Origin of the sequence: Candidatus Pelagibacter sp. RS40 (genome assembly GCF_002101295.1) — a bacterium.
Taxonomy (GTDB): Bacteria; Pseudomonadota; Alphaproteobacteria; order Pelagibacterales; family Pelagibacteraceae; genus Pelagibacter.
The window spans coordinates 214,647-234,029 of sequence record NZ_CP020778.1 but is presented as its reverse complement, the minus strand read 5'-3'; the positions used below and the strand labels follow the sequence as shown (position 1 = coordinate 234,029).

Sequence of the window (19,383 nt, the reverse complement as noted above, 5' to 3'; positions counted from 1 at the left end):
TTTAATTACTTATACCTTTTAAATAATCATTTATCTCATTAATACTAGATATTTTGTTTGAACATGTCTGATTTTTACAAATTACAACACCTGAATCAGAGTTATTTTCTGTGTTGTATATAAATATAGCTCTATCAAAATAGTTTTTTAATAAATAATCTTTTATCTCTTTGTTGTCGCCATAAAATGTAAATGAAATAGTTTCGTGATACATATCTAAAGCTTTAACAAAGCTAAACATTTGTGAAAAATTTGAGTTTAAAACTTGGTGAAATGATTGTTGAAGTGTACGTGATTTTTCAGACCAGTGTTTATCATTTGTTATGTAATATAATTTATTTATTTGGGTTAAATAAACACTATTACCATTAGGTATATTATTATCATTTAAATCAACGGGACTAACGAAAAGATCATTTATTTTGATAGGATTTTTTTGAAGTAGTTTTGATTTGTCGTCATAAAACATATTCCATGCTTCAATCATTATTTTGGAAGCTTCATCTAAATATTCTTTTTTTCCCTCAATTTCGTACAAATTTAATAATAATTTTGAATAAAAAACATAATCTTCTAGAAAAACATCAATTTCCTCTGACTGATAACAATGAAATAATTTGTCTGACATTTTTTCTTTAAGTATTTTGAACTTTTGAAAAGCAATTTCCTTAATATTCTCATCCTCTAAAACAACAGACGCATTTAATAAAGCTGTTATCAAAAATGCGTTTTGATCTGTTTGAGATTTATCATCAAATAATGGTTTAACTCTTTTGTTTCTTATTAGAATTAGATCTTTCTCTGCTCTTTCAATAATTTCTTGTTCTTTTTCATCCAAATCATTATTTTGCTCAACAAGAATATTTTTTCCCTCAAAATTACCTTCATTAGTTACTAAGTATTTTTTTGCAAATATATTTAAATTAGTTTGTAAAATCTTGTTAAGTTCATCGAAAGACCATGTATAAAATTTTCCCTCCACACCTTCACTATCAGCATCATATGCTGACCCATATAATCCAATGTCATTTACAAATTCTGTATTTATATAGTTTATTGTTTGAATTAATTTACTTTTAAAGTAATCAGATTTTGTGCTTTGATAAAATTTTGATAAAAGGCTTATAAACTGAATGTTATCATAGAGCATTTTTTCAAAATGTGGAATGATCCACTTATCATCAACTGTATATCTGGCTATGCCACCGATTAATTGATCGTAAATTCCTTTTGAACAAATATTTTTTAGCAATGTTTCCACTGGTTTAAGATATTTTTCATCATTAGTTTTTAAATAGAAATAAAACATAGCATCAAATAAATAAAATTGAGGAAATTTTGGAGCACCTTTGAAACTCCCATGTTCCTCATCTAAATATGAAATAATTTTATCTACAAAAGGTAAAAGAGGTTGATTTAAAACCGCAGATCTTTGATTAATTTTAGAAAAAATATCCTGCATTTGTGAAGCTTGAGCGATTATTTTCTCTCTATTATCTCTATAAACATCTGAAACATTATTTAAAACTTTTCTAAAATCAGGTCTTCCTTGCATTTCTTTTGGAGGAAAGTAAGTACCTCCTGTAAAAGGAACACCATTTTCATCTAAAAACATTGAAAGAGGCCAGCCCCCTTGTGTACCAGTTAAAATTGATAAGCTTCTCTGAAAAACATAATCAAGATCTGGTCTTTCTTCTCTATCAACTTTGATATTTATAAATTTTTCATTCATTATTTTTGCCGTTTCTTCATCTTCAAAACTTTCATGAGCCATAACATGGCACCAATGACAACTGGCATAACCAACACTTAAAAAAATTGGTTTTTTTTCATCTTTAGCTAATTTTAAAGTTTCACTTTTCCAAGGATGCCAATCAACAGGATTATTTTCGTGTTGTTTAAGATAAGGACTTTTCTCATAGGCAAGTCGATTAGTCATATTTAAGATTTTAATGATGATAGAAAGGATTTCTTGCGAAAATTTTCCTTACCATAGGTTCAAATTCTTTTAATGTCATTGACTTGTAATCTGGATCAAAAGAACATTGATCGTAATTCTCGCAAAAATCAACAGTTGCTTGATAATATTTATGATCTTTATATCTATCTCTAGCATTTTTATCTCCACCCAAATGTTCTGCTGAATAATAAGTTTGAAACAAACCATGTTTTTCAATGATCCAATGAGTTTTTTCAGATACATAAGGTCTTAATATTGATGCAGCATACTGCGAGTGATTCATCGGAGCTAGTTCATCTCCAATATCATGCAATAGAGTTGCAACAACCATTTCCTCGCTCTCTCCATTCTTAAATGCTCTAGTCGCTGATTGTAAAGAATGTTCTAATCTTGAAACTTTATATCCTTCAAGTGTGCTATCTAGTTTTGAAAGATAGTTTAAAATTCTATCAGCAGTTTTTCTTTCATATTCTTTTTCGTGTTTGTCTAAAAGAGCATAATCCTCTTTGGTTCCATGCTTCATTTCAGTAAAACTTACTTTTTTCATCAGTTATTTGAACCAGTACTTAAGAGTGATAATTGAGTAACTTTATCCCCACCTAATTCGTCAATTATTTTTACTGGATAATCACCAGTAAAATAGTGATCTGTTAATTGAGGATAGTTATCATTTCTTTTTTCAAATCCCATGGCTTTATACAGCCCGTCTAAACTTAAAAATTTCAAACTTTGTGCACTTATAAATTCTTTTATTTCATCTACAGTTTTGTTAGCGGCCAATAGTTCTTTCTTTGTAGGGGTATCTACACCATAAAAATCAGGATATTTGATTTCAGGACTAGCAATTCTAACATGTACTTCTTTAGCTCCAGCATCATATAACATCTTAACTATTTTATATGAGGTCGTTCCTCTGACAAGCGAGTCATCTATTAATATTATTTTTTTATTTTTAATTACTGATAGGTTAGCATTTAATTTTAATTTTACTCCAAGGCTTCTAATTTGCTGAGAGGGCTCAATAAATGTTCGTCCAACATAGTGGTTCCTAATAAGACCTAAATCAAATTTTACTTTTTTTTCTTGAGCATAACCTAGTGCTGCAGCATTTCCAGAATCTGGCACCGGCACAACCAAATCAGCATCAAAAGTATCCTCTTTAGCTAATTGCGCGCCAAAATTTTTTCTATACTCATAAGCAGTTTTCCCACCTAAAATACTATCGGGTCTTGAAAAATAAATGTATTCAAAAATACAAGGCCTTACTTTTTTTGGTGGAAAGGGTTTTAAACTTTGTAACTCATCATTTTCAACGTAAACAATTTCTCCATTTTCAACTTCTCTTATAAATTTTGCACCTATGATATCCAAAGCACATGTCTCTGAAGTAAAAACATAGGAATTTTTTAACTTTCCAATAACGAGAGGACGAATACCAAGTGGATCTCTAACTCCTATTAAGCTGTTTTGAGTCATCATAACCAAAGCATATCCTCCTTGAATTTGGAATATAGCATCGATTATTTTATCAATTGTTCTACCTCTTTTTGATTTAGCAATTAGTTTAACAATAGTTTCAGTGTCAGAAGTTGTGTAAAAGATTGATCCTTCCTCAACCATTTTATTTCTTAAGGTTATAGCATTAGTTAAATTTCCATTGTGAGCTACACCAATTCCTCCAGAATTTGTATCTGCAAAGAATGGCTGTACATTTCTTAAAGCAGTTCCTCCTGTTGTTGAATATCTATTATGCCCAATTGCAAATTTTCCTGGTAAATTTTTTAATACTTTTTCATCATTAAAATTGTCTCCTACAAGACCAAACCTTTTTTCCGAATGATATTTTTCTCCATCAAATGAAACAATCCCACATCCTTCTTGACCTCTGTGTTGCAGAGCATGTAAACCTAAAGCTGTTAAGGTAGATGCGTCTGAAGAGTTGCTTATTCCAAAAACACCGCACTCTTCCTTGATTTTTGGACTATATATCCTGAACTTTTTCTTTAGCGTCTTGATATTCTTTTTCATTGGGAAATTCTTTTATAAGGTACTTACTACCTTTTTCAACCATTGGAAACGTAAACGAATCCCTCAAGTTTAAAGGCCATTTTTCATAATTATAAACAATATTAGCAGCTGTAAATAAACAAACTACAACTACATAGGATTTAACGATTCCAAATATCAAACCAAAAAATTTATCTATTGTTCCAATACCTGAATAGGTTACAGCTTTACTTATTGCTTTATTAATCATCAATATTAAGAAAATTATTAATACAAATAAGCTAACTCCCAAAATTACATCTAATACATATTCGTTGTCTAAAATATTTTCTACATGGGGTTTGACTTTTGGAAACATAAAAATTGTTAAAACATATGCCAATACCCATTTTGCTGCTGATAGAATTGATAATACAAATCCTTTAAAAGCCCCTCTAATCATTAACAAAATTGTTAAAATTATATAAGAGTAATCAAATACAGTAATTTTTTCTAAAATATCTTGAATATGATCAATCACTTAATTGAAAATGGTTTAATAACTAATAATAAAGACGGAAGGAGAGTTAGTACAGATATCATCGCCAATAACATTGCAATACCTGTAAATATACCGAAATAAATAGTTGGAATAAAATTTGATAATACTAAAATAGAAAATCCAAACACAATTGTAATTGAGGTATTTAATATGGCAACCCCTACAGTTGAGTGACAAACTCGAAGAGTTTTGTCGTAATCTTTAATTTTGGCAAATTCTTCCTTAAATCTATAGATATAATGAATACTGTTATCAACAGCAATACCAATAGTTATTGCAGCAATAGTAATTGTCATCATATCCAATGGTATACCTGCCAATCCAATAATTCCTAAAATAAAAAAAGCAGCTATAAAATTTGGAACAACCCCAATTAAGGATAATTTGATATTTCTAAATAAAATAATGAACATAATAAATATCCCAACCATAACAAAACCAAGAGTTAATATTTGAGATTTAAATAAACTTTGTAACAAGTTATTAAATAAAATTAGAACACCTCCCAATTTAAATTCATCTTTTTTAAGTCCTAGTTTATTTTCTAAATCGAAATTAATTTGATTAATTAAGTCATTCCTTCTTAAATCTTCTAAAGAATCTTTTATTCTTAAACTTATTCGTGCCTCTGAGTCTTTTATTGAAATATAAGGATCAACTATTTCTTTTTTAATTGTATCAGGAATTTTTGAATACAATACACCCATTTCTAGTGTCCCTAATGGCTTGTTGTTATTTAGTTGAGTTGCAACTTTAATTATAGAGGAAAAAGAAAGTACTTTGCCTACTGGCTCTAAGCTGTCTAAATAGTTATGTACATTATTAATTTTATCAATTTTATCTTTAGTAAACCAATATTTGTCATTATTTTGCTCTTCATCACCCCAATCATCTTCAAAATCATCATCAGACTTTTCCTCTTTATTTTTTGGAAACTTAAGTATTACCTCCAAAGGAGTAGTGCCACCTAACTTTTCATCAATTAATTTCATGCCTTTATAAATTTCGGTATTTTTATTGAAGTAATTGATGAAACTATTTTCTACCTCTAATTTTGAAATACCAGCAACACTTAAAATAATAACAAGTACAGTTGTTCCAAAAATAATATTTTTTCTATCAATTGCAAAATTACCAAGAAAATATGTAAATTTTGACCTTTGATCCTTTTTTATATTGATATTTGAGCTTTCAATAAAATTTAACAAAGTTGGTAGTAGTGTAAATGTGATTATAAAAGACGTAAGCAATCCCATTGTCATCATCCAACCAAAATCAATGATTGGTTTAATTTCACTAAAAATTAAAGATAAGAAAGCGCAAATAGTTGTAAGAACAGTATAAAGTATAGGCCAATACATATTACTTGTAGTCATTAATAGGATACTAGTTTTTGTTTTTTTTGGAAATTTTTTTGAGAGTTGAAGAAATCGAGTACTCATATGAATATTCATTGCCATTGTAAGGATTAGCATCATAGCTATAAAGTTTGAGGATATAACTGTAACTTTCCATCCAACTAAACCTAAAAGCCCCATCATAATTACCACAGAAAAAAAACAACTGCTTATAGGCACTATAATCCAAATTAATTTTCTAAAGACAAACCAGAGTGTTGCTATAATAAAAATTAATACTCCAAGTCCAAATACAATGATATCGTTTTTTATAAACGTCATCATATCATCTGCAATCATGGGAATACCGCCCAAATGAATTTTACCAATATTATTAAAATTTTTTATTACTTCTCTGATCTCTAAAATATTTTCATGATTTTGTTTTTTGATCTGATCTTTATATTTTTCTAGCTCTTGCTTGTTTTTAAATTCTTTGTTTTTTTCCCTGGGTTTTAGATAAACAATTATTCCGCTAGTTTTCCCATCTTCACTTATTACAAAATTTCTAAATACAGGACTATTTTTTATTTCTTGAAAACCTCTGATTTTATCAACATCATTATCTTTTAATGATTTAAAATTTTTTAATCTTTCCAAAAGAGGTTGATCAGTGCTATTAAGAAGAGGTATGTCTAAAAGGGTGATAACATTATGAACCCAATCTAATTTTTGAATTTCTTGTTTTAGTGATAGTAAATTTTTTATGGATTCAGATGAAATCATTTCACCATTTGGAGTATAAGTTAATACTAAAAATTCTTTTGCCCCATATCTTTCAGATATCTCATTTAGATATTTTAGGTCTGGATCACCTTCAATAAGAAGAGTATCTGATGATGCATCAAGCCTAAAATTTTTCGAGAAATAACCAAAAAAAATTAAAAAAATTAAAAGGAAAAGAAAAACAAATTTTGGTTTTTCAATAATATTCTTTTGATAAAAATTAGCTAACATTCAGTATTAGCTTATATATTTAAAACTAGCTATTTTGAATATCTTTAAATTTAGTAAACATAGCCTCAAATTCCAGCATTATATTACCCGTTGGACCATGACGTTGTTTACCTATAATTATTTCAGCCAAACTTGAGACTTCATTCATTTTTGCCTGCCATTCTGCGTGTTCAACAGTTGCTGGTCTTGGTTCTTTTCTCTCTAAGTAATATGCTTCTCTGTAAACAAACATTACAACATCAGCGTCCTGTTCAATTGAACCAGACTCTCTTAAATCAGCTAATTGTGGTTTCTTATCATCTCTTGCTTCAACTGCTCTAGATAACTGAGAGAGCGCAACAACTGGAACCGATAACTCTTTTGCTAGCGCTTTTAAACCTTGGGTAATCTCTGATATTTCTTGAACCCTTCCATCTTTGAAGTTTGATGCCCTCATCAATTGAATATAATCAATAACCACCATATCAAGGCCATATAATCTTTTTATTCTTCTTGCTCTATTACTTAGAGCTGCAATCGAAATTGCTGGGGTTTCATCAATATATAGGGGTAATTCAGATATATCTTTTGATGTTTCAATAAATTTATCAAACTGTTCCTCTGATATTCTACCTCTTCTTATGTCATTGGATTTAATCCTAGATTGCTCAGCAAGAATTCTAGTTGAAAGTTGTTCTGATGACATTTCTAAAGAAAAAAAGGCTATTGAAGATTTTTTTCCATCATCTTGTATTTTTTTTGCTGCATTGAATGCTATATTTGTAGCTAATGCAGTTTTACCCATCGATGGTCTTCCTGCAATTATTATTAGATCTGATTTATGTAAACCCCCTAAACGATCATCAAGATCTGTTAAACCAGTAGGCACACCAACAATTCCTTCATCATTTTTATATGCGCTTGAAGCCATTTCAATTGTTTGTCTCATGGCTTCATCAAATTTAATAAGTGAATTACTAAAAGAGCCCTTTTCAGCTAAATCAAATAATGATTTTTCAAAATTCTCAATAATTTTTTGTCCATCATTATCTAAATCATTTAGTTTCGCAGTATCAATTACATTTTCTGATATTTTAATTAATTCTCTTTTTACAAACAGATCATAAATTAATTTTGAATACTCAATTGCTTGCCTTGAGGAAGTTGAAAATTTAGTAACTTTTACAAGATATTCTGGCACATTTAATTCATCTTTTTCATTTTCAAAATAATTTTTAAGAGTTATTGGATTAGCCAACATTCCACCTGAAATTAATTTATCTATAGCACCAAATATTTTCTGATGCATAGGATCATAAAAATTTTGACTTTTAATTATTAAACTTATTTCATCATAAATCTCATTTGATAAAAGCACTGATCCAATTACAGATTGTTCAGCTTCTATATTGTTTGGGTGTTCTTCTAGTTTACTTTTTAAAACATTAAGTGGTTGAGACATTCTTAAATATTATTTAAAAATAGAATGTTTACAATATTTAATAAAAACTGGGGAAAAAAATGTATAATTATTTTATTTCTTCCTGAGGAACTACCTTAACTGTTACTTGAGTTTGTACATCAGAATGTAGGTTTATTTCAACCTTAAATTCACCTAAAGATTTTATTTCTTTTGAAGGTTGAATATTAGAAGGATTTATTTCTACATTTTCTTTTTCATGAATTAACTTAGAAATCTCTGTAGGTTTTACTGATCCATATAATTCTTTGTTTTCGGTACTCAGTTTCTTTATTTCGTAAGTTTTATTTTGAATTTTTTCTAAAATACTTTTAGCCTCTTTCTTTTTATCTTGATCTTTTTTATTTAACTCTTGTTTAATTTTTTCTACTTCTTTAATATTTTCTTTAGATGCAAAAAGGGCTTTTTTTTTTGAAATTAGATAGTTTCTTGCAAAACCTCTTTTAACATCAATGATCTCTCCAATTGATCCTATTTTTCTGACGTTCTCTAAAAGAATAACTTTCATTACAGTAACGCTAAATTTCTCGCTCTTTTAATCGAGAGAGATAACTCTCTTTGTTTTTTTTGACTTACTGAAGTTATCCTAGATGGAAGAATTTTTCCATTTTCAGACACATATCTTTTAAGCAGCTTAATATTTTTATAATCAACGACTGGTGCACCTTTTCCCGATAGAGGGCATTTTTTTTTAAATTTATATTTATTATTTTGAAAAACGCTTAATTTTGAAAAATTACTTTGTGAACCTTTTTTTTTATTATTTCTTTTTTTCATTATTTTTTAATTTTTTTATCTACCTCTTTATCCTCGCTATTTTTTTTGAAATAATCTGTATCTAAGTCGAATTTTTTCACTTTGACTGTTAAGTATCTAAGTAAATTTTTGTCAATTTTTTCATTTTTTTCTAGTTCAGAAATAGTTTTTCCATCAGCTTTTATTTTAAAATGCAAGTAATTACCTTTTTTATTTTTCTTTATTAAGTATGAAAGATTCATTAATCCCCAGTTCTCAAGTTTTATGATATCACCTTCATTCTTTTCAACTATTTTAGAGTACTTTTCTTGAAGTTGTTTCAACTGTGATGGACTAGTGTCTTGTCTAGCTATAATTGTGTGTTCGTAAAAGTTCATATTTATTCTTTTAAAAAAATGAGGATATACTATTATTAATTTTTAATTACAATACTAAAAATACAATATTTACTTATATAATTAATGTTTTCTGTTTTATTTCCTGGTCAAGGTTCTCAGTCTCCAGGTATGGCAAAATCTTTCTATGATAACTTTGATTATGTAAGATCCTTTTTTAAAGAAGCAGATGATTTACTTAATAACTCAATAAGCAAATTAGTATTAGAAGGCCCTAAAGATGAACTTGATCTCACCGAAAATACTCAACCAGCAATATTTCTAGTAAGTTATAGTATTTTTCAAGTTTTAAAAAGGGAAACATCTTTTAATATTGATACTGCAAATTACTTTGCTGGTCATTCACTAGGTGAGTATTCTGCGTTAGCATGCGCAGACTCTTTAACGTTTTCTCAAACAATAAAATTGTTAAAAAAAAGAGGCTTTGCAATGCAATCAGCTGTCCCAAAAGGTCAGGGTGGTATGTTGGCGGTTTTAGGATCTGATATTGAATTAATAAATCAAATTTTAGAGAAGAATAAAGATATTTTTAGTTGTTTTGTAGCTAATGACAATTCAGTTGGCCAAATTGTGATTAGTGGAAATAATAGAGATTTAGAAAAATTTTCTATAGAATTATCCAATAATAAAATAAAAAATATAAAACTTCCAGTTAGCGCCCCGTTTCATTGTAAACTAATGAATAGTGCAACAAAAATAATGGAAGTAGAAATATCTAATTTAGAGTTTAAATCACCAACAATTGATATTATTTCAAATGTGACATCAGAACCAGTTAATGAGATATTTGAAATTAAAAAATTATTGATTAGCCAAATAGAAAAACCAGTAAGATGGAGAGAAATTATCAATTATATGATAAACAAAAATATAAATAAATTTATAGAAATTGGTCCTGGAAAAGTACTCTCAGGATTAGTAAAAAGAATAAATAGAAATACAGAACTTATACAAATTAATGATTTAGAGGATTTAAAAAAGTTATAAACTAATGATAGACTTAAAAGATACCAAGGTTATTCTTACAGGAGCTACAGGAGGTATAGGTAATTCTATTTTAGAAAATTTAATTTTAACTGGTGCAAACGTTTTAGCAACTGGCACAAATGAGCATAAACTTAATTTAATTAAAGAAAAATATAACAATGTTCAAACAGAAAAATTTGACATTTCAAATCATTCAGAGATTGAGAATTTCATAAATAAAGCAAATGATAGTTTAGGTGGAAGAGTTGATGTATTAATTAATAATGCTGGAATAACAAGGGATAATCTCTCCATAAGAATGAAAAATGAGGAATGGAATAAAGTTATTGATGTTAATTTAACGTCCACATTTCTTCTAAGTAAAAGTGTCATCAAAAAAATGCTTAAAAGCAAAAAAGGAAAAATAATAAATATTACATCTATAGTTGGACATACAGGTAATATTGGACAAGCAAATTATACCGCTTCTAAAGCTGGTGTGGTTGCAATGTCTAAAAGTTTAGCCCTGGAATACGGAAAAAAAAATATAAATGTAAATTGCATCTCCCCAGGCTTTATATCAACTGAAATGACTGATAATATTAACGATGAGTATAAGGAAGTTTTAAAATCTAAAATACCCATGAATAGATTTGGTACCCCAAATGACATTGCAAATACAGTCATTTTTTTATGCTCTAAACTTTCAGATTACATTACTGGTGAAACAATTCATGTTAACGGTGGCATGTATTTTAGTTGACAAAATCAACAAAATATTTATTAACGACTAAACTTAAAGGATATAAATGTCAGACGATATTTCAAGCAAAGTAAAAAAAATAGTTGCAGACCATCGAGGAATTGACGAAGCAAAAGTAACTGAAGAATCTAGTTTTATCGATGATCTTGGGGCAGATAGTTTAGATACTGTTGAATTAGTAATGGCTTTTGAAGAGGAGTTCGGGTCAGAGATCTCAGATAGTGATGCAGAAAAGATTCTTACAGTAGGAGATGCTGTAAAATTTATAGAGAACAAAGCTAATTAAATTTTAGTATTAAATGTCCGGAAATAATGAGGGGATAATTGTGATATTATCATCTCCCTCGGGCGCGGGTAAAACTACCTTAGTTAAAGAAATTTCAAAAAGAAATAATTTTCAAATATCAATATCTCACACAACAAGAAAACCTCGTTCAAACGAAACAGAGGGTAAAGACTATTATTTTGTCAACGAGACTGAATTTAAAAATTTAATTGATGAAAATAAATTTCTAGAGTACGCAAAAGTTTTTAAAAATTATTATGGCTCATCTAAAGATATTGTTTTCAAAAAACTTAACAAAGCAGAAAATGTAATTTTTGATATTGATTGGCAAGGAACGGAACAAATTAAGAGTCAAAAGCTAAATTATAAAATAGTTACAATATTTATATTACCACCAAGTCGAGATGAACTTTACAACAGATTATTAAATAGAGAGAGAAATGATGAAAAAATAGCAAAAGAGAGAATGACACAATTTAATGAAGATGTGTTACATTGGAAAGACTATGACTTTGTAGTTATCAATGATGATTTGGAAAATTGCTATAAAAAAATAATTAAATTCATTAAATCTACTGATAATAAAAAAGATACTAATTACCAAAAATTAATATCTTTACATGTTAAAAGCTTAATTAATTAATTTTTCATAAATTAAGCAAATTTTATAAAATGTTTCTTTTTTAAGATTTTGTGGTCGCAAATTTATATTTAGATTTAATTCGTCGATTACTTCTTTTGAACTTTTAAAAAGGATATTGAGAGGTTTTTTAATCATTTTTCTTCTTTGATTAAAAAAAACATTAGTTATGTGCTCTAAATTTTTAGAGTTTTTAAATTTTATATAATTAATTTTTGGCTCAAAAATTAATAACGAACTCATAACCTTTGGCTTTGGAAAAAAACTCGATGGACTTATATCCATTATTTTTTTTATATTTAATTTCCATGAAGAAAAAATTGATAAACGTCCATAATTTTTGGAATTATCTTCAGCTAAAATTCTATCTGCAACCTCTTTCTGGAACATCAGGATTAATTTTTTATAAGAAAATTTTGAAGATGAGTAATTAATAAGATTTATTAGAATTTGACTTGAAATATTATAAGGAAGATTACCAAAAATTATTAGGTCTCTATCACTTAATAATTTTAAGTCATAATTAAGTATATCTTCATTAATAATTATTAATTTATTTTTAAATCTTTCGCTTAAATTTTTAACTAATCTTTCATCCTTTTCAATTATATAAAATTTTTTCGGTTTTTTTTGTAAAATGGATTCTGTTAAATTTCCAGTTCCAGGACCAATTTCTAAAACATTATCATTTTTTTTTAAATTTCCCGAATTACAGATTTTTTCAATAATATTTTTATCTATTAAAAAATTTTGTCCTAAACTTTTTTTAGGGATTATTTTCATTAAATATTTTGTAAAAATTTCATAGCACAAAATACAGATGATGGATCAGATTTATTTTTTCTAAACATAGTTTTATTTGGACCATGATCAGGAGAGATTCTTAGAAATGGTAATCCAATAGTAATATTAATAGCATCAAAATTAAATAAGGTTTTTAAAGGTGTGAGAACTTGGTCATGATACATTCCAACTACAACGTCAAATTCTTCTATATTTTTTTTTATAAAGAAAGTATCAGCTGAATAAGGCCCACTAATTTTTAGATTTTTCAATTTTAAACTTTTAATTGCAGGAACTATTTCTCTAGTTTCTTCACTCTCTTTATCAATTGTTTCACAATGAGGATTCAGTCCTAACACAGCAATTTTAGGTTTTTTTTTTAAATACTTGCCATAAAAAAAATTAATTTTTTTAATATTCTTGATAATTTTATTTTTTGAAATATTTTTTGCTATATATTTTACAGGTAAGTGTGTTGTAATTGGAGATACAGATATTTTTTTGTTATAAATTAACATCACAGGATCATTAGAATTAGTTTGTTTAGCAAGATATTCAGTTAAGCCTAAGTATTTTTTTTTTAAAAAACTCTTTTTCTCTATAGGTCCGTTTATAAGTGCTACATCTTTATTTTTTTTTAATATTAATAGTGATTTTTTAAAACTTTTTGATATATATTTTCTTTCAGAATTTTTTTTTTTACCTTTACTTAATTCTATATTTATTAAATTTAATCTACTTTTTACAGCACTCTTTATATCAGAAATTTCATTAAAATTTTTTTTGTAATTATTAAATTTAGCTTCATCACTAATTATTCTTTTGTTTCCTATTAAAGTAATTTTTTTTTTTTTTAATATATTACTTTTCGATTTGACATATTTAAAAAAAATTTCCATGAAAACACTTTTTGGCTCTGAAGTGACAATAAGTAAATGGTTAATAGTCATTTATAATCGCATTTTGTTTAAGTTTTTTGTAATAATTCAATGAATAGCTGTTTAATTGTTTATTATGCTCAAATTGAATTAGTCTTTTTGTTTCATTTTCAAAATTAAATTTATTTTTAATTTCTCTTTTTGAATTAACCATTAGTATTAATTTTCCATTTGGAGTATTGAAAGTTTTTGTAAACTCACCCGCTTTTAAAGTTGAAATATTGTTTTGTATAGTTGGATCAAGACTATTTAAGTTTATCCAACCTAATTTTCCACCTGCAGAAGATGTATTTGATATACTATATTTAATTGCAGCGCTATCAAAACCATATTTTTTAATAAATTCTATTAATTCATAATTATCTGTATCAAAATTAAACAATATTTCTGATAAATTAAGCTCATACTGTATTTTTCTATTGTTATATAATGATCTAATTCTCTCTTTTATTTCGTTCTCATCAATTTTAACTTTACCTTTAAATTTTTCATATATGAGGGTATTCCACAATTGTTCAGTTACAAGTTTTCTTTTAATTGAGTCAATTTGCATATCCTCCTTTGATAAGAATTCTAAATATTCAAACTTATTATTGAATCCTAAATTTGTATAATTATCTTTAATTAACTTATCTTCAAGATCAGATATTTTTTTAATGTTTATAAATTGATCAATTTCTTTTTTTTTAATTATTTCTTTTATTAAAGACTCTTTTGATAAAATTAACAATTCTGATTTGCTCAAATTTTGAAATTTTTTATTAATTAAAAATAAATATTTAATTTGTTTTTCTAAATCTATGTTTGTGATTATTTCATCATTTACCTTACTTATTATTATAATCTCATCTGATACAATAAACGTTGAAAAAAAAAACAAAGTTATAAAACAAAAAATTATTTTTTTTTTAAACATTACTTCAATTGTGTGGCTTCTGGTCTAAGCTCTGCAAATGGTATAAATCTAATAAAAAAAAGTAAACTTTTTTCAGGCTGCAAACTTCCATCTTTATAAAATTTCTTTTTAAATTCTACAGATGCAATCAAACAATCTGTCTCATATTGGTACATTAAATTGTAAAATTCAGTAAAATCTGTTTTTAAATTTTTAGTTGTATTAAATTTGATCATATTTTCATCATTAAAATTATAGCTAGTATTATTTGAGACTGTTTCAGTGTTACCAATTTCGTTATCCTCTGACAAATAGTTAAATCTGGAATAGAAATTACTTAAATTAAATTTTGCTGAGATTGCTTGATAATTTGAATTTTTGAAATCTCTGTCGTAAGAAAAATTATAATTAACATCAAAAACTTGCGTTGGTTTAAAAAATAACTTTCCAACAAAATCAGATCTTGTTTGATTAAGTTTACTTGTTGATGGTAAATTATTATTTTTTTTATCACTGATTGAATTTGCTAATCCAAATTTAAAAATATCTATGTTATTTTTGTTGCTTAAATTGTATTCAAATCCCAGAGTAACGGATTTACCTTCTTCAATATTTCTACTTGAACTGATTCTATTGAAAGAATAGATATTATCATATGTTAATCTTAAATCTTGTCCCGACAAATCTCTAGAGTTATTTGGACTAAATCTTGTTACAATAATAGGCCTCAAATAATTATTATAATTAGTTGTTTCTTTAATTAACGGATACTCTGTTTTAAATAAAATTGATTGATATAATTCAGTATTATCTTTATCATCTAATGGTGTACTAGAAAATGAATTATCATGTCTAATCAAATATTGATAATTATTTTTTAAACCTTTTTGTGAAATAAAACTATTTGAATTAAATAAAAAATCGTTTGTAATAACTGCTAAATAGTTGTTAGTATTGTATTGTTGTTGATATCCTGAACTATTAAAATAAAAATTTCCATTATAATTTTTATCTATTTCAATTTTTTTATTAAAATTAAAATTTGGAAATACGTAACGAAATCGGTCACTATCCCTTACTGATAAATCTTCATATACTATAAAATTGTTTTTAAAGTTTGTGTTTTCGTCTATTTGATTATTAAAATAAAATTTAGATGTTAACAAACTTTCATTTTCAATAATTTCTGTAGAATTAGATAAATTGTGTAATTTTAAATATTCATCATTTGAAACACTTTGATATTGAAATTCATAAATTTTATTATTTTTTGATTTGACTTTTGATTTTGCAAAAAAATGTGAGTTAGTATTTTTCCCATCATTATTGTAACTAAAATCTGTAATCAAATTTGAGTTCTCAAAAGCTTGCCTGTACTCTGATTGTAAAATAAATTTGTCATCAAGATATAATCTTGGTTTAAATGTAAAATCTTTGTCGATATCAAGTGCTTTATAATACGGAACATTTACCCAATTTCCAAAGTTATTGGAATTCCCATAAGTTGCTGGTAAAAAACCAGATTTTCTTTTTACTGTCGGATCAGGATGACTAAAAAATGGAAAATAAAATATTTCTTTATTAAATAATTTTAGCCAAGAGTTTTTATAATTAAATGTTTTATTAACTTTGTCATGAGTAAACTCTTCAGTCTCTATTTCCCAACCTGGACAAGTTTTATTCACCATATTACATGTAGTAAAAACAGCTTTGTATATTTTTGTTTCATTATTGTTTGATGTTGATGATCTACCTTTTAAAATGGGATCATTTTTTGAACTACCAAAATAGTCGTCAATAAATTCTATTTTAAGCTCCTTACCTAAAATTTCCTTTTTTATTAGGTTAATTTTTGCATTTTCAAAGTAGTAAATATTATTCTTGTTATCTACAATATTAATTTTTTTTGTAGAAATTACTTCTTTTGTTAAATCTAATTTAAATCTATTTTCAATATTGTATACATTTCCAAGTTCGTCTTTAACCGTAGTTTCACTATCTGAAAAGATTGTTTGTAGAGTTCTGTCATAAACTATATTTTTTGATAAAATTTCATATCTGTTTTCGATTTTTATAAATGTTGAACCTGTTGAATGTAATTTATCATTTTTTTTATTGTAGGTTGCTTTTTCAGCAGTAATTTTAATTTTTTTTTGTTTATCTAAAAAAATTACATTTTTTTCCAATATAATTTCCTGACTAACTTTTTTATATAAAGATTTTTCACCCTCAAGGTATAAATCCTTTTCTTCAATAAAGGCTTGTGATCTAACTGACTTTATAATTTTACCATTTTCTAGAACTTTTATATTATCTGATAAAATTTTAATTTCCTCAGCTGATAATTTAAAAAATGTGAATAAATAAAACAATAAACCTAGAAAAATTTTAATTTTCATTAATGTTGATCACCCCTATTAAGCATGTTAAAAATAATATTAAATGCGGTAGCCAGATTGATAAAGTTATCGGTATAGTTTCATTCGCCCCAAATAAGCTTGAAAAATAATTTATATAATAGATAAAAACTGACACAAAAATTCCTGTGATTACAGTAAAGAACTTAGTTTTAATAAAAGTAAACTTCATCATAATTAATATTCCTAAAATAGTCATTAATAAATAAAATATTGGGGCACTATATATTTTATTTAAATGTACTTTCACATCAGTTGTTGAGTATCCAATTTTTTTATAATTAGATAAATGAAAATTTAATTGATATATGTTTAATGAACTCAAATTAGAGAACAAACCTGAAATTAATTCCCCATCAAAAGAAGAATTGTATTTAAATATATTTTTTTTTTTATTTTCTCCTAAATCATTTATGATTTTTACATTATTTAATAACCAGTCTTTTGAAGATATATCCGCACTTTTAGCAATAATAATTCCAGATTTATCAGTGATTAAATTTCTTTGAGTAATAGTGATATTTTCAATCATATTTTTGTTAAATTTTGATGCGTGTATTATGTTTGAATAATTATTTATCTCTTCTTTAATCCATAAACCATTTTCATTCACAACAGCTAGATACTCATTTTCTGATGAGAATTTATTTTTTAAAATTAAGTATTGATTTTTTAAACTTGATGAAAATGTATAAAATATAAAAATTACAAATATTCCACAAATTATTGAATTTATAGACAAAAATAATATAATTTTGGAATTATTAATTCCATGATTTTTTAAAATTTCAAATTCGTTTTTTTCATTTAAATGCATATGAAAAAACTTGACAGATATTAAAAAAATGAATGGGAAAAGTTCAAAAAGTACAGAGGGAGAGTTTAAGATTGTTAATAATATTGGATATGTAATTTTCACATCATAGTTTTCAAGAAATTTTAATTCCTCAAAAAAATTTATGATAATAGTTAGACATAAAAATATTAGAGAAATTAATGTTATTTTTTTCAAAAATACTGCTGAAATATATAAATGATATTTTTTTAACATTATAAATATTTTAATCTAAAGTTTGTTTTAAATAATATTAATAAATAATAAAACAATACTATCATTATTGGCGCTAGATATACAAAAGTGTCTATAAATATATCTTGAGAAAATAATTTGAAGCCTACTTGCGAAATAATTATTAAAATAAATCCTATTACAAACACTAAAGTTTTGTAATACTTTATGTATTTATTAGATCTAGGCTTTATTAATATACTAGAGGATATAAGTGAAAGAATTAAGATATAAAAAGGAATTACTACTCTCTTATATATTTCTTCAGATACAGATTCAATTTTTCTGTTCAAACAGATTGAACTGTTAATTTCTTTTTTATTATAAAAATAATAAATACAATTTAATAAATCTCTAGACGGTATCTGTTGAATTTTTTGATGTGTAACAGTTTTAGATGTAAATTTTGAAAGATCATACTCTGTTTCTTTAAAATTAATATTATAAAAATTGCTATCATTTGAATTAATAATACTTCCATCGTATAATTTAAGTGTATATACATCATCACTCTTTTTAATTTTGCCATTTAGAGCGATAATAATCTTAGATGAGGAATCATTTATTTTTTCATTTATATAAATTTTCTTAATTTTGCCTCCATCGTCATATTCATCAGCAAAAATCGTTAAATCCTTAAAAACATTTATAAATTTTTTCTCAGTTATTAATGTTGGCAAAAAGTCAATATTTGATGTTTTTAAATATATTCTGCTTAGATTTTGAGAGTAAGGAACTAAATATAAACTTAAAAACAATTGTAAAATTATAAATAAAATAGAAAATTTTAATAGAAAATTAATAATTTGAATTTTTTTGATACCATTGGTCCAAAATACTAATATCTCGTTATTTTCCTCGTATCTATTAATTATATAGAAACATGAAATAAAAAAAGTAAAAATTAAAATCCTACTAAATATTTTTGGTAAACTTAAGAGTGAATATGCGAAATAAACTCTTAAACTATGACCATCTTCAGTTACAAAATCTAAAAAGTTTACTGCTTGTATAACCCATATTATCACAGTAATACTAAGAGATGCAGTTAAAAAAAAATAGATTATATCAGAGAGAAGTTTTCTAAATAACAAATTACCCATTGAAATTTTATTTTTTATAAATATACAACATTATCTATTTAATAATTCTAA

The 19,383-nt window shown here is 25.8% G+C and carries 19 protein-coding genes; 4 read left to right on the top strand and 15 right to left on the bottom strand.

All coding sequences use genetic code 11. The annotated features are described in order from the left end of the window. Window position 1: 1 nt before the first annotated feature. The 9 genes from B8063_RS01275 to rpsF form a co-directional block, all read right to left on the bottom strand. Entirely contained in the window at window positions 2-1,939 is a 1,938-nt protein-coding gene (locus tag B8063_RS01275) for a thioredoxin domain-containing protein (protein WP_085068713.1), read from the bottom strand. Between the two features lie 10 nt (window positions 1,940-1,949). Further along, on the bottom strand, window positions 1,950-2,507 hold the full coding sequence (locus tag B8063_RS01270) for an HD domain-containing protein (protein WP_085068711.1): 558 nt from the start codon (window positions 2,505-2,507) through the stop codon (window positions 1,950-1,952). Continuing rightward, the gene (gene purF / locus B8063_RS01265; RefSeq protein ID WP_085068709.1) at window positions 2,507-3,988 is read right to left on the bottom strand and encodes an amidophosphoribosyltransferase; all 1,482 of its coding nucleotides are present in this window, start codon (window positions 3,986-3,988) and stop codon (window positions 2,507-2,509) included. Before purF ends, B8063_RS01270 begins: the two co-directional genes overlap by 1 nt. Continuing rightward, window positions 3,942-4,487 carry a CvpA family protein gene (locus B8063_RS01260; RefSeq protein WP_085068707.1) on the bottom strand — a complete coding sequence of 182 codons (546 nt, stop codon included), beginning with the start codon at window positions 4,485-4,487 and terminating at the stop codon, window positions 3,942-3,944. Before B8063_RS01260 ends, purF begins: the two co-directional genes overlap by 47 nt. Then, entirely contained in the window at window positions 4,484-6,862 is a 2,379-nt protein-coding gene (locus B8063_RS01255) for an efflux RND transporter permease subunit (protein WP_085068705.1), read from the bottom strand. The genes B8063_RS01260 and B8063_RS01255 overlap by 4 nt, the downstream gene beginning before the upstream one ends. 25 nt (window positions 6,863-6,887) lie before the next feature. Beyond that, window positions 6,888-8,303 (bottom strand): replicative DNA helicase, encoded by a 1,416-nt coding sequence (locus B8063_RS01250; RefSeq protein ID WP_085068703.1) that lies wholly within the window; start codon window positions 8,301-8,303, stop codon window positions 6,888-6,890. Between the two features lie 67 nt (window positions 8,304-8,370). Further along, on the bottom strand, window positions 8,371-8,829 hold the full coding sequence (gene rplI, locus B8063_RS01245) for a 50S ribosomal protein L9 (protein ID WP_085068701.1): 459 nt from the start codon (window positions 8,827-8,829) through the stop codon (window positions 8,371-8,373). Beyond that, window positions 8,829-9,098 (bottom strand): 30S ribosomal protein S18, encoded by a 270-nt coding sequence (gene rpsR / locus B8063_RS01240; protein WP_085068699.1) that lies wholly within the window; start codon window positions 9,096-9,098, stop codon window positions 8,829-8,831. Before rpsR ends, rplI begins: the two co-directional genes overlap by 1 nt. Next, window positions 9,098-9,454 (bottom strand): 30S ribosomal protein S6, encoded by a 357-nt coding sequence (rpsF, locus tag B8063_RS01235; RefSeq protein WP_085068697.1) that lies wholly within the window; start codon window positions 9,452-9,454, stop codon window positions 9,098-9,100. Before rpsF ends, rpsR begins: the two co-directional genes overlap by 1 nt. Window positions 9,455-9,538: 84 nt before the next feature. On the opposite strand from rpsF, the gene fabD reads away from it, so the two are divergent. From fabD to gmk, 4 genes are read left to right on the top strand one after another with little or no spacing between them, the layout of a single operon-like run. Next, on the top strand, window positions 9,539-10,459 hold the full coding sequence (gene fabD / locus B8063_RS01230) for an ACP S-malonyltransferase (RefSeq protein ID WP_085068695.1): 921 nt from the start codon (window positions 9,539-9,541) through the stop codon (window positions 10,457-10,459). A 4-nt stretch (window positions 10,460-10,463) separates the two neighbouring features. Continuing rightward, window positions 10,464-11,201, top strand: a complete 738-nt coding sequence (fabG, locus tag B8063_RS01225; protein WP_085068693.1) for a 3-oxoacyl-[acyl-carrier-protein] reductase — start codon at window positions 10,464-10,466, stop codon at window positions 11,199-11,201. Window positions 11,202-11,247: 46 nt separating this feature from the next. Beyond that, window positions 11,248-11,487, top strand: coding sequence for an acyl carrier protein (locus B8063_RS01220; RefSeq protein ID WP_085068691.1), 240 nt, complete (start codon window positions 11,248-11,250; stop codon window positions 11,485-11,487). 13 nt (window positions 11,488-11,500) lie between these two features. Continuing rightward, window positions 11,501-12,130 (top strand): guanylate kinase, encoded by a 630-nt coding sequence (gmk, locus tag B8063_RS01215; RefSeq protein WP_085068689.1) that lies wholly within the window; start codon window positions 11,501-11,503, stop codon window positions 12,128-12,130. Here gmk and rsmA read toward each other — a convergent pair. The 6 genes from rsmA to B8063_RS01185 are packed head-to-tail and all read right to left on the bottom strand — an operon-like array spanning window position 12,119 to window position 19,332. Continuing rightward, entirely contained in the window at window positions 12,119-12,910 is a 792-nt protein-coding gene (gene rsmA, locus B8063_RS01210) for a 16S rRNA (adenine(1518)-N(6)/adenine(1519)-N(6))-dimethyltransferase RsmA (protein ID WP_085068687.1), read from the bottom strand. The genes gmk and rsmA overlap by 12 nt on opposite strands. After that, entirely contained in the window at window positions 12,910-13,860 is a 951-nt protein-coding gene (locus tag B8063_RS01205) for a 4-hydroxythreonine-4-phosphate dehydrogenase PdxA (RefSeq protein WP_085068685.1), read from the bottom strand. Before B8063_RS01205 ends, rsmA begins: the two co-directional genes overlap by 1 nt. Continuing rightward, the gene (locus B8063_RS01200; protein WP_085068683.1) at window positions 13,850-14,764 is read right to left on the bottom strand and encodes a peptidylprolyl isomerase; all 915 of its coding nucleotides are present in this window, start codon (window positions 14,762-14,764) and stop codon (window positions 13,850-13,852) included. Before B8063_RS01200 ends, B8063_RS01205 begins: the two co-directional genes overlap by 11 nt. After that, window positions 14,764-17,142 carry an LPS-assembly protein LptD gene (locus tag B8063_RS01195; protein WP_085068681.1) on the bottom strand — a complete coding sequence of 793 codons (2,379 nt, stop codon included), beginning with the start codon at window positions 17,140-17,142 and terminating at the stop codon, window positions 14,764-14,766. The genes B8063_RS01200 and B8063_RS01195 overlap by 1 nt, the downstream gene beginning before the upstream one ends. Further along, window positions 17,132-18,211: an LptF/LptG family permease gene (locus B8063_RS01190; RefSeq protein WP_085068679.1), complete on the bottom strand. Its 1,080-nt coding sequence runs from the start codon at window positions 18,209-18,211 to the stop codon at window positions 17,132-17,134. Before B8063_RS01190 ends, B8063_RS01195 begins: the two co-directional genes overlap by 11 nt. Next, window positions 18,211-19,332, bottom strand: coding sequence for an LptF/LptG family permease (locus B8063_RS01185; protein ID WP_085068677.1), 1,122 nt, complete (start codon window positions 19,330-19,332; stop codon window positions 18,211-18,213). The genes B8063_RS01190 and B8063_RS01185 overlap by 1 nt, the downstream gene beginning before the upstream one ends. Window positions 19,333-19,383: the final 51 nt, after the last annotated feature.

Bases quoted from the DNA above. Each gene is read 5' to 3' on its own strand.
- B8063_RS01275 (WP_085068713.1), bottom strand. From the start codon at position 1,939: ATGACTAATCGACTTGCCTATGAGAAAAGTCCTTATCTTAAACAACAC.
- B8063_RS01270 (WP_085068711.1), bottom strand. From the start codon at position 2,507: ATGAAAAAAGTAAGTTTTACTGAAATGAAGCATGGAACCAAAGAGGAT.
- purF (WP_085068709.1), bottom strand. From the start codon at position 3,988: ATGAAAAAGAATATCAAGACGCTAAAGAAAAAGTTCAGGATATATAGT.
- B8063_RS01255 (WP_085068705.1), bottom strand. From the start codon at position 6,862: ATGTTAGCTAATTTTTATCAAAAGAATATTATTGAAAAACCAAAATTT.
- B8063_RS01250 (WP_085068703.1), bottom strand. From the start codon at position 8,303: ATGTCTCAACCACTTAATGTTTTAAAAAGTAAACTAGAAGAACACCCA.
- rplI (WP_085068701.1), bottom strand. From the start codon at position 8,829: ATGAAAGTTATTCTTTTAGAGAACGTCAGAAAAATAGGATCAATTGGA.
- rpsR (WP_085068699.1), bottom strand. From the start codon at position 9,098: ATGAAAAAAAGAAATAATAAAAAAAAAGGTTCACAAAGTAATTTTTCA.
- rpsF (WP_085068697.1), bottom strand. From the start codon at position 9,454: ATGAACTTTTACGAACACACAATTATAGCTAGACAAGACACTAGTCCA.
- fabD (WP_085068695.1), top strand. From the start codon at position 9,539: ATGTTTTCTGTTTTATTTCCTGGTCAAGGTTCTCAGTCTCCAGGTATG.
- fabG (WP_085068693.1), top strand. From the start codon at position 10,464: ATGATAGACTTAAAAGATACCAAGGTTATTCTTACAGGAGCTACAGGA.
- B8063_RS01220 (WP_085068691.1), top strand. From the start codon at position 11,248: ATGTCAGACGATATTTCAAGCAAAGTAAAAAAAATAGTTGCAGACCAT.
- gmk (WP_085068689.1), top strand. From the start codon at position 11,501: ATGTCCGGAAATAATGAGGGGATAATTGTGATATTATCATCTCCCTCG.
- rsmA (WP_085068687.1), bottom strand. From the start codon at position 12,910: ATGAAAATAATCCCTAAAAAAAGTTTAGGACAAAATTTTTTAATAGAT.
- B8063_RS01205 (WP_085068685.1), bottom strand. From the start codon at position 13,860: ATGACTATTAACCATTTACTTATTGTCACTTCAGAGCCAAAAAGTGTT.
- B8063_RS01200 (WP_085068683.1), bottom strand. From the start codon at position 14,764: ATGTTTAAAAAAAAAATAATTTTTTGTTTTATAACTTTGTTTTTTTTT.
- B8063_RS01195 (WP_085068681.1), bottom strand. From the start codon at position 17,142: ATGAAAATTAAAATTTTTCTAGGTTTATTGTTTTATTTATTCACATTT.
- B8063_RS01190 (WP_085068679.1), bottom strand. From the start codon at position 18,211: ATGTTAAAAAAATATCATTTATATATTTCAGCAGTATTTTTGAAAAAA.
- B8063_RS01185 (WP_085068677.1), bottom strand. From the start codon at position 19,332: ATGGGTAATTTGTTATTTAGAAAACTTCTCTCTGATATAATCTATTTT.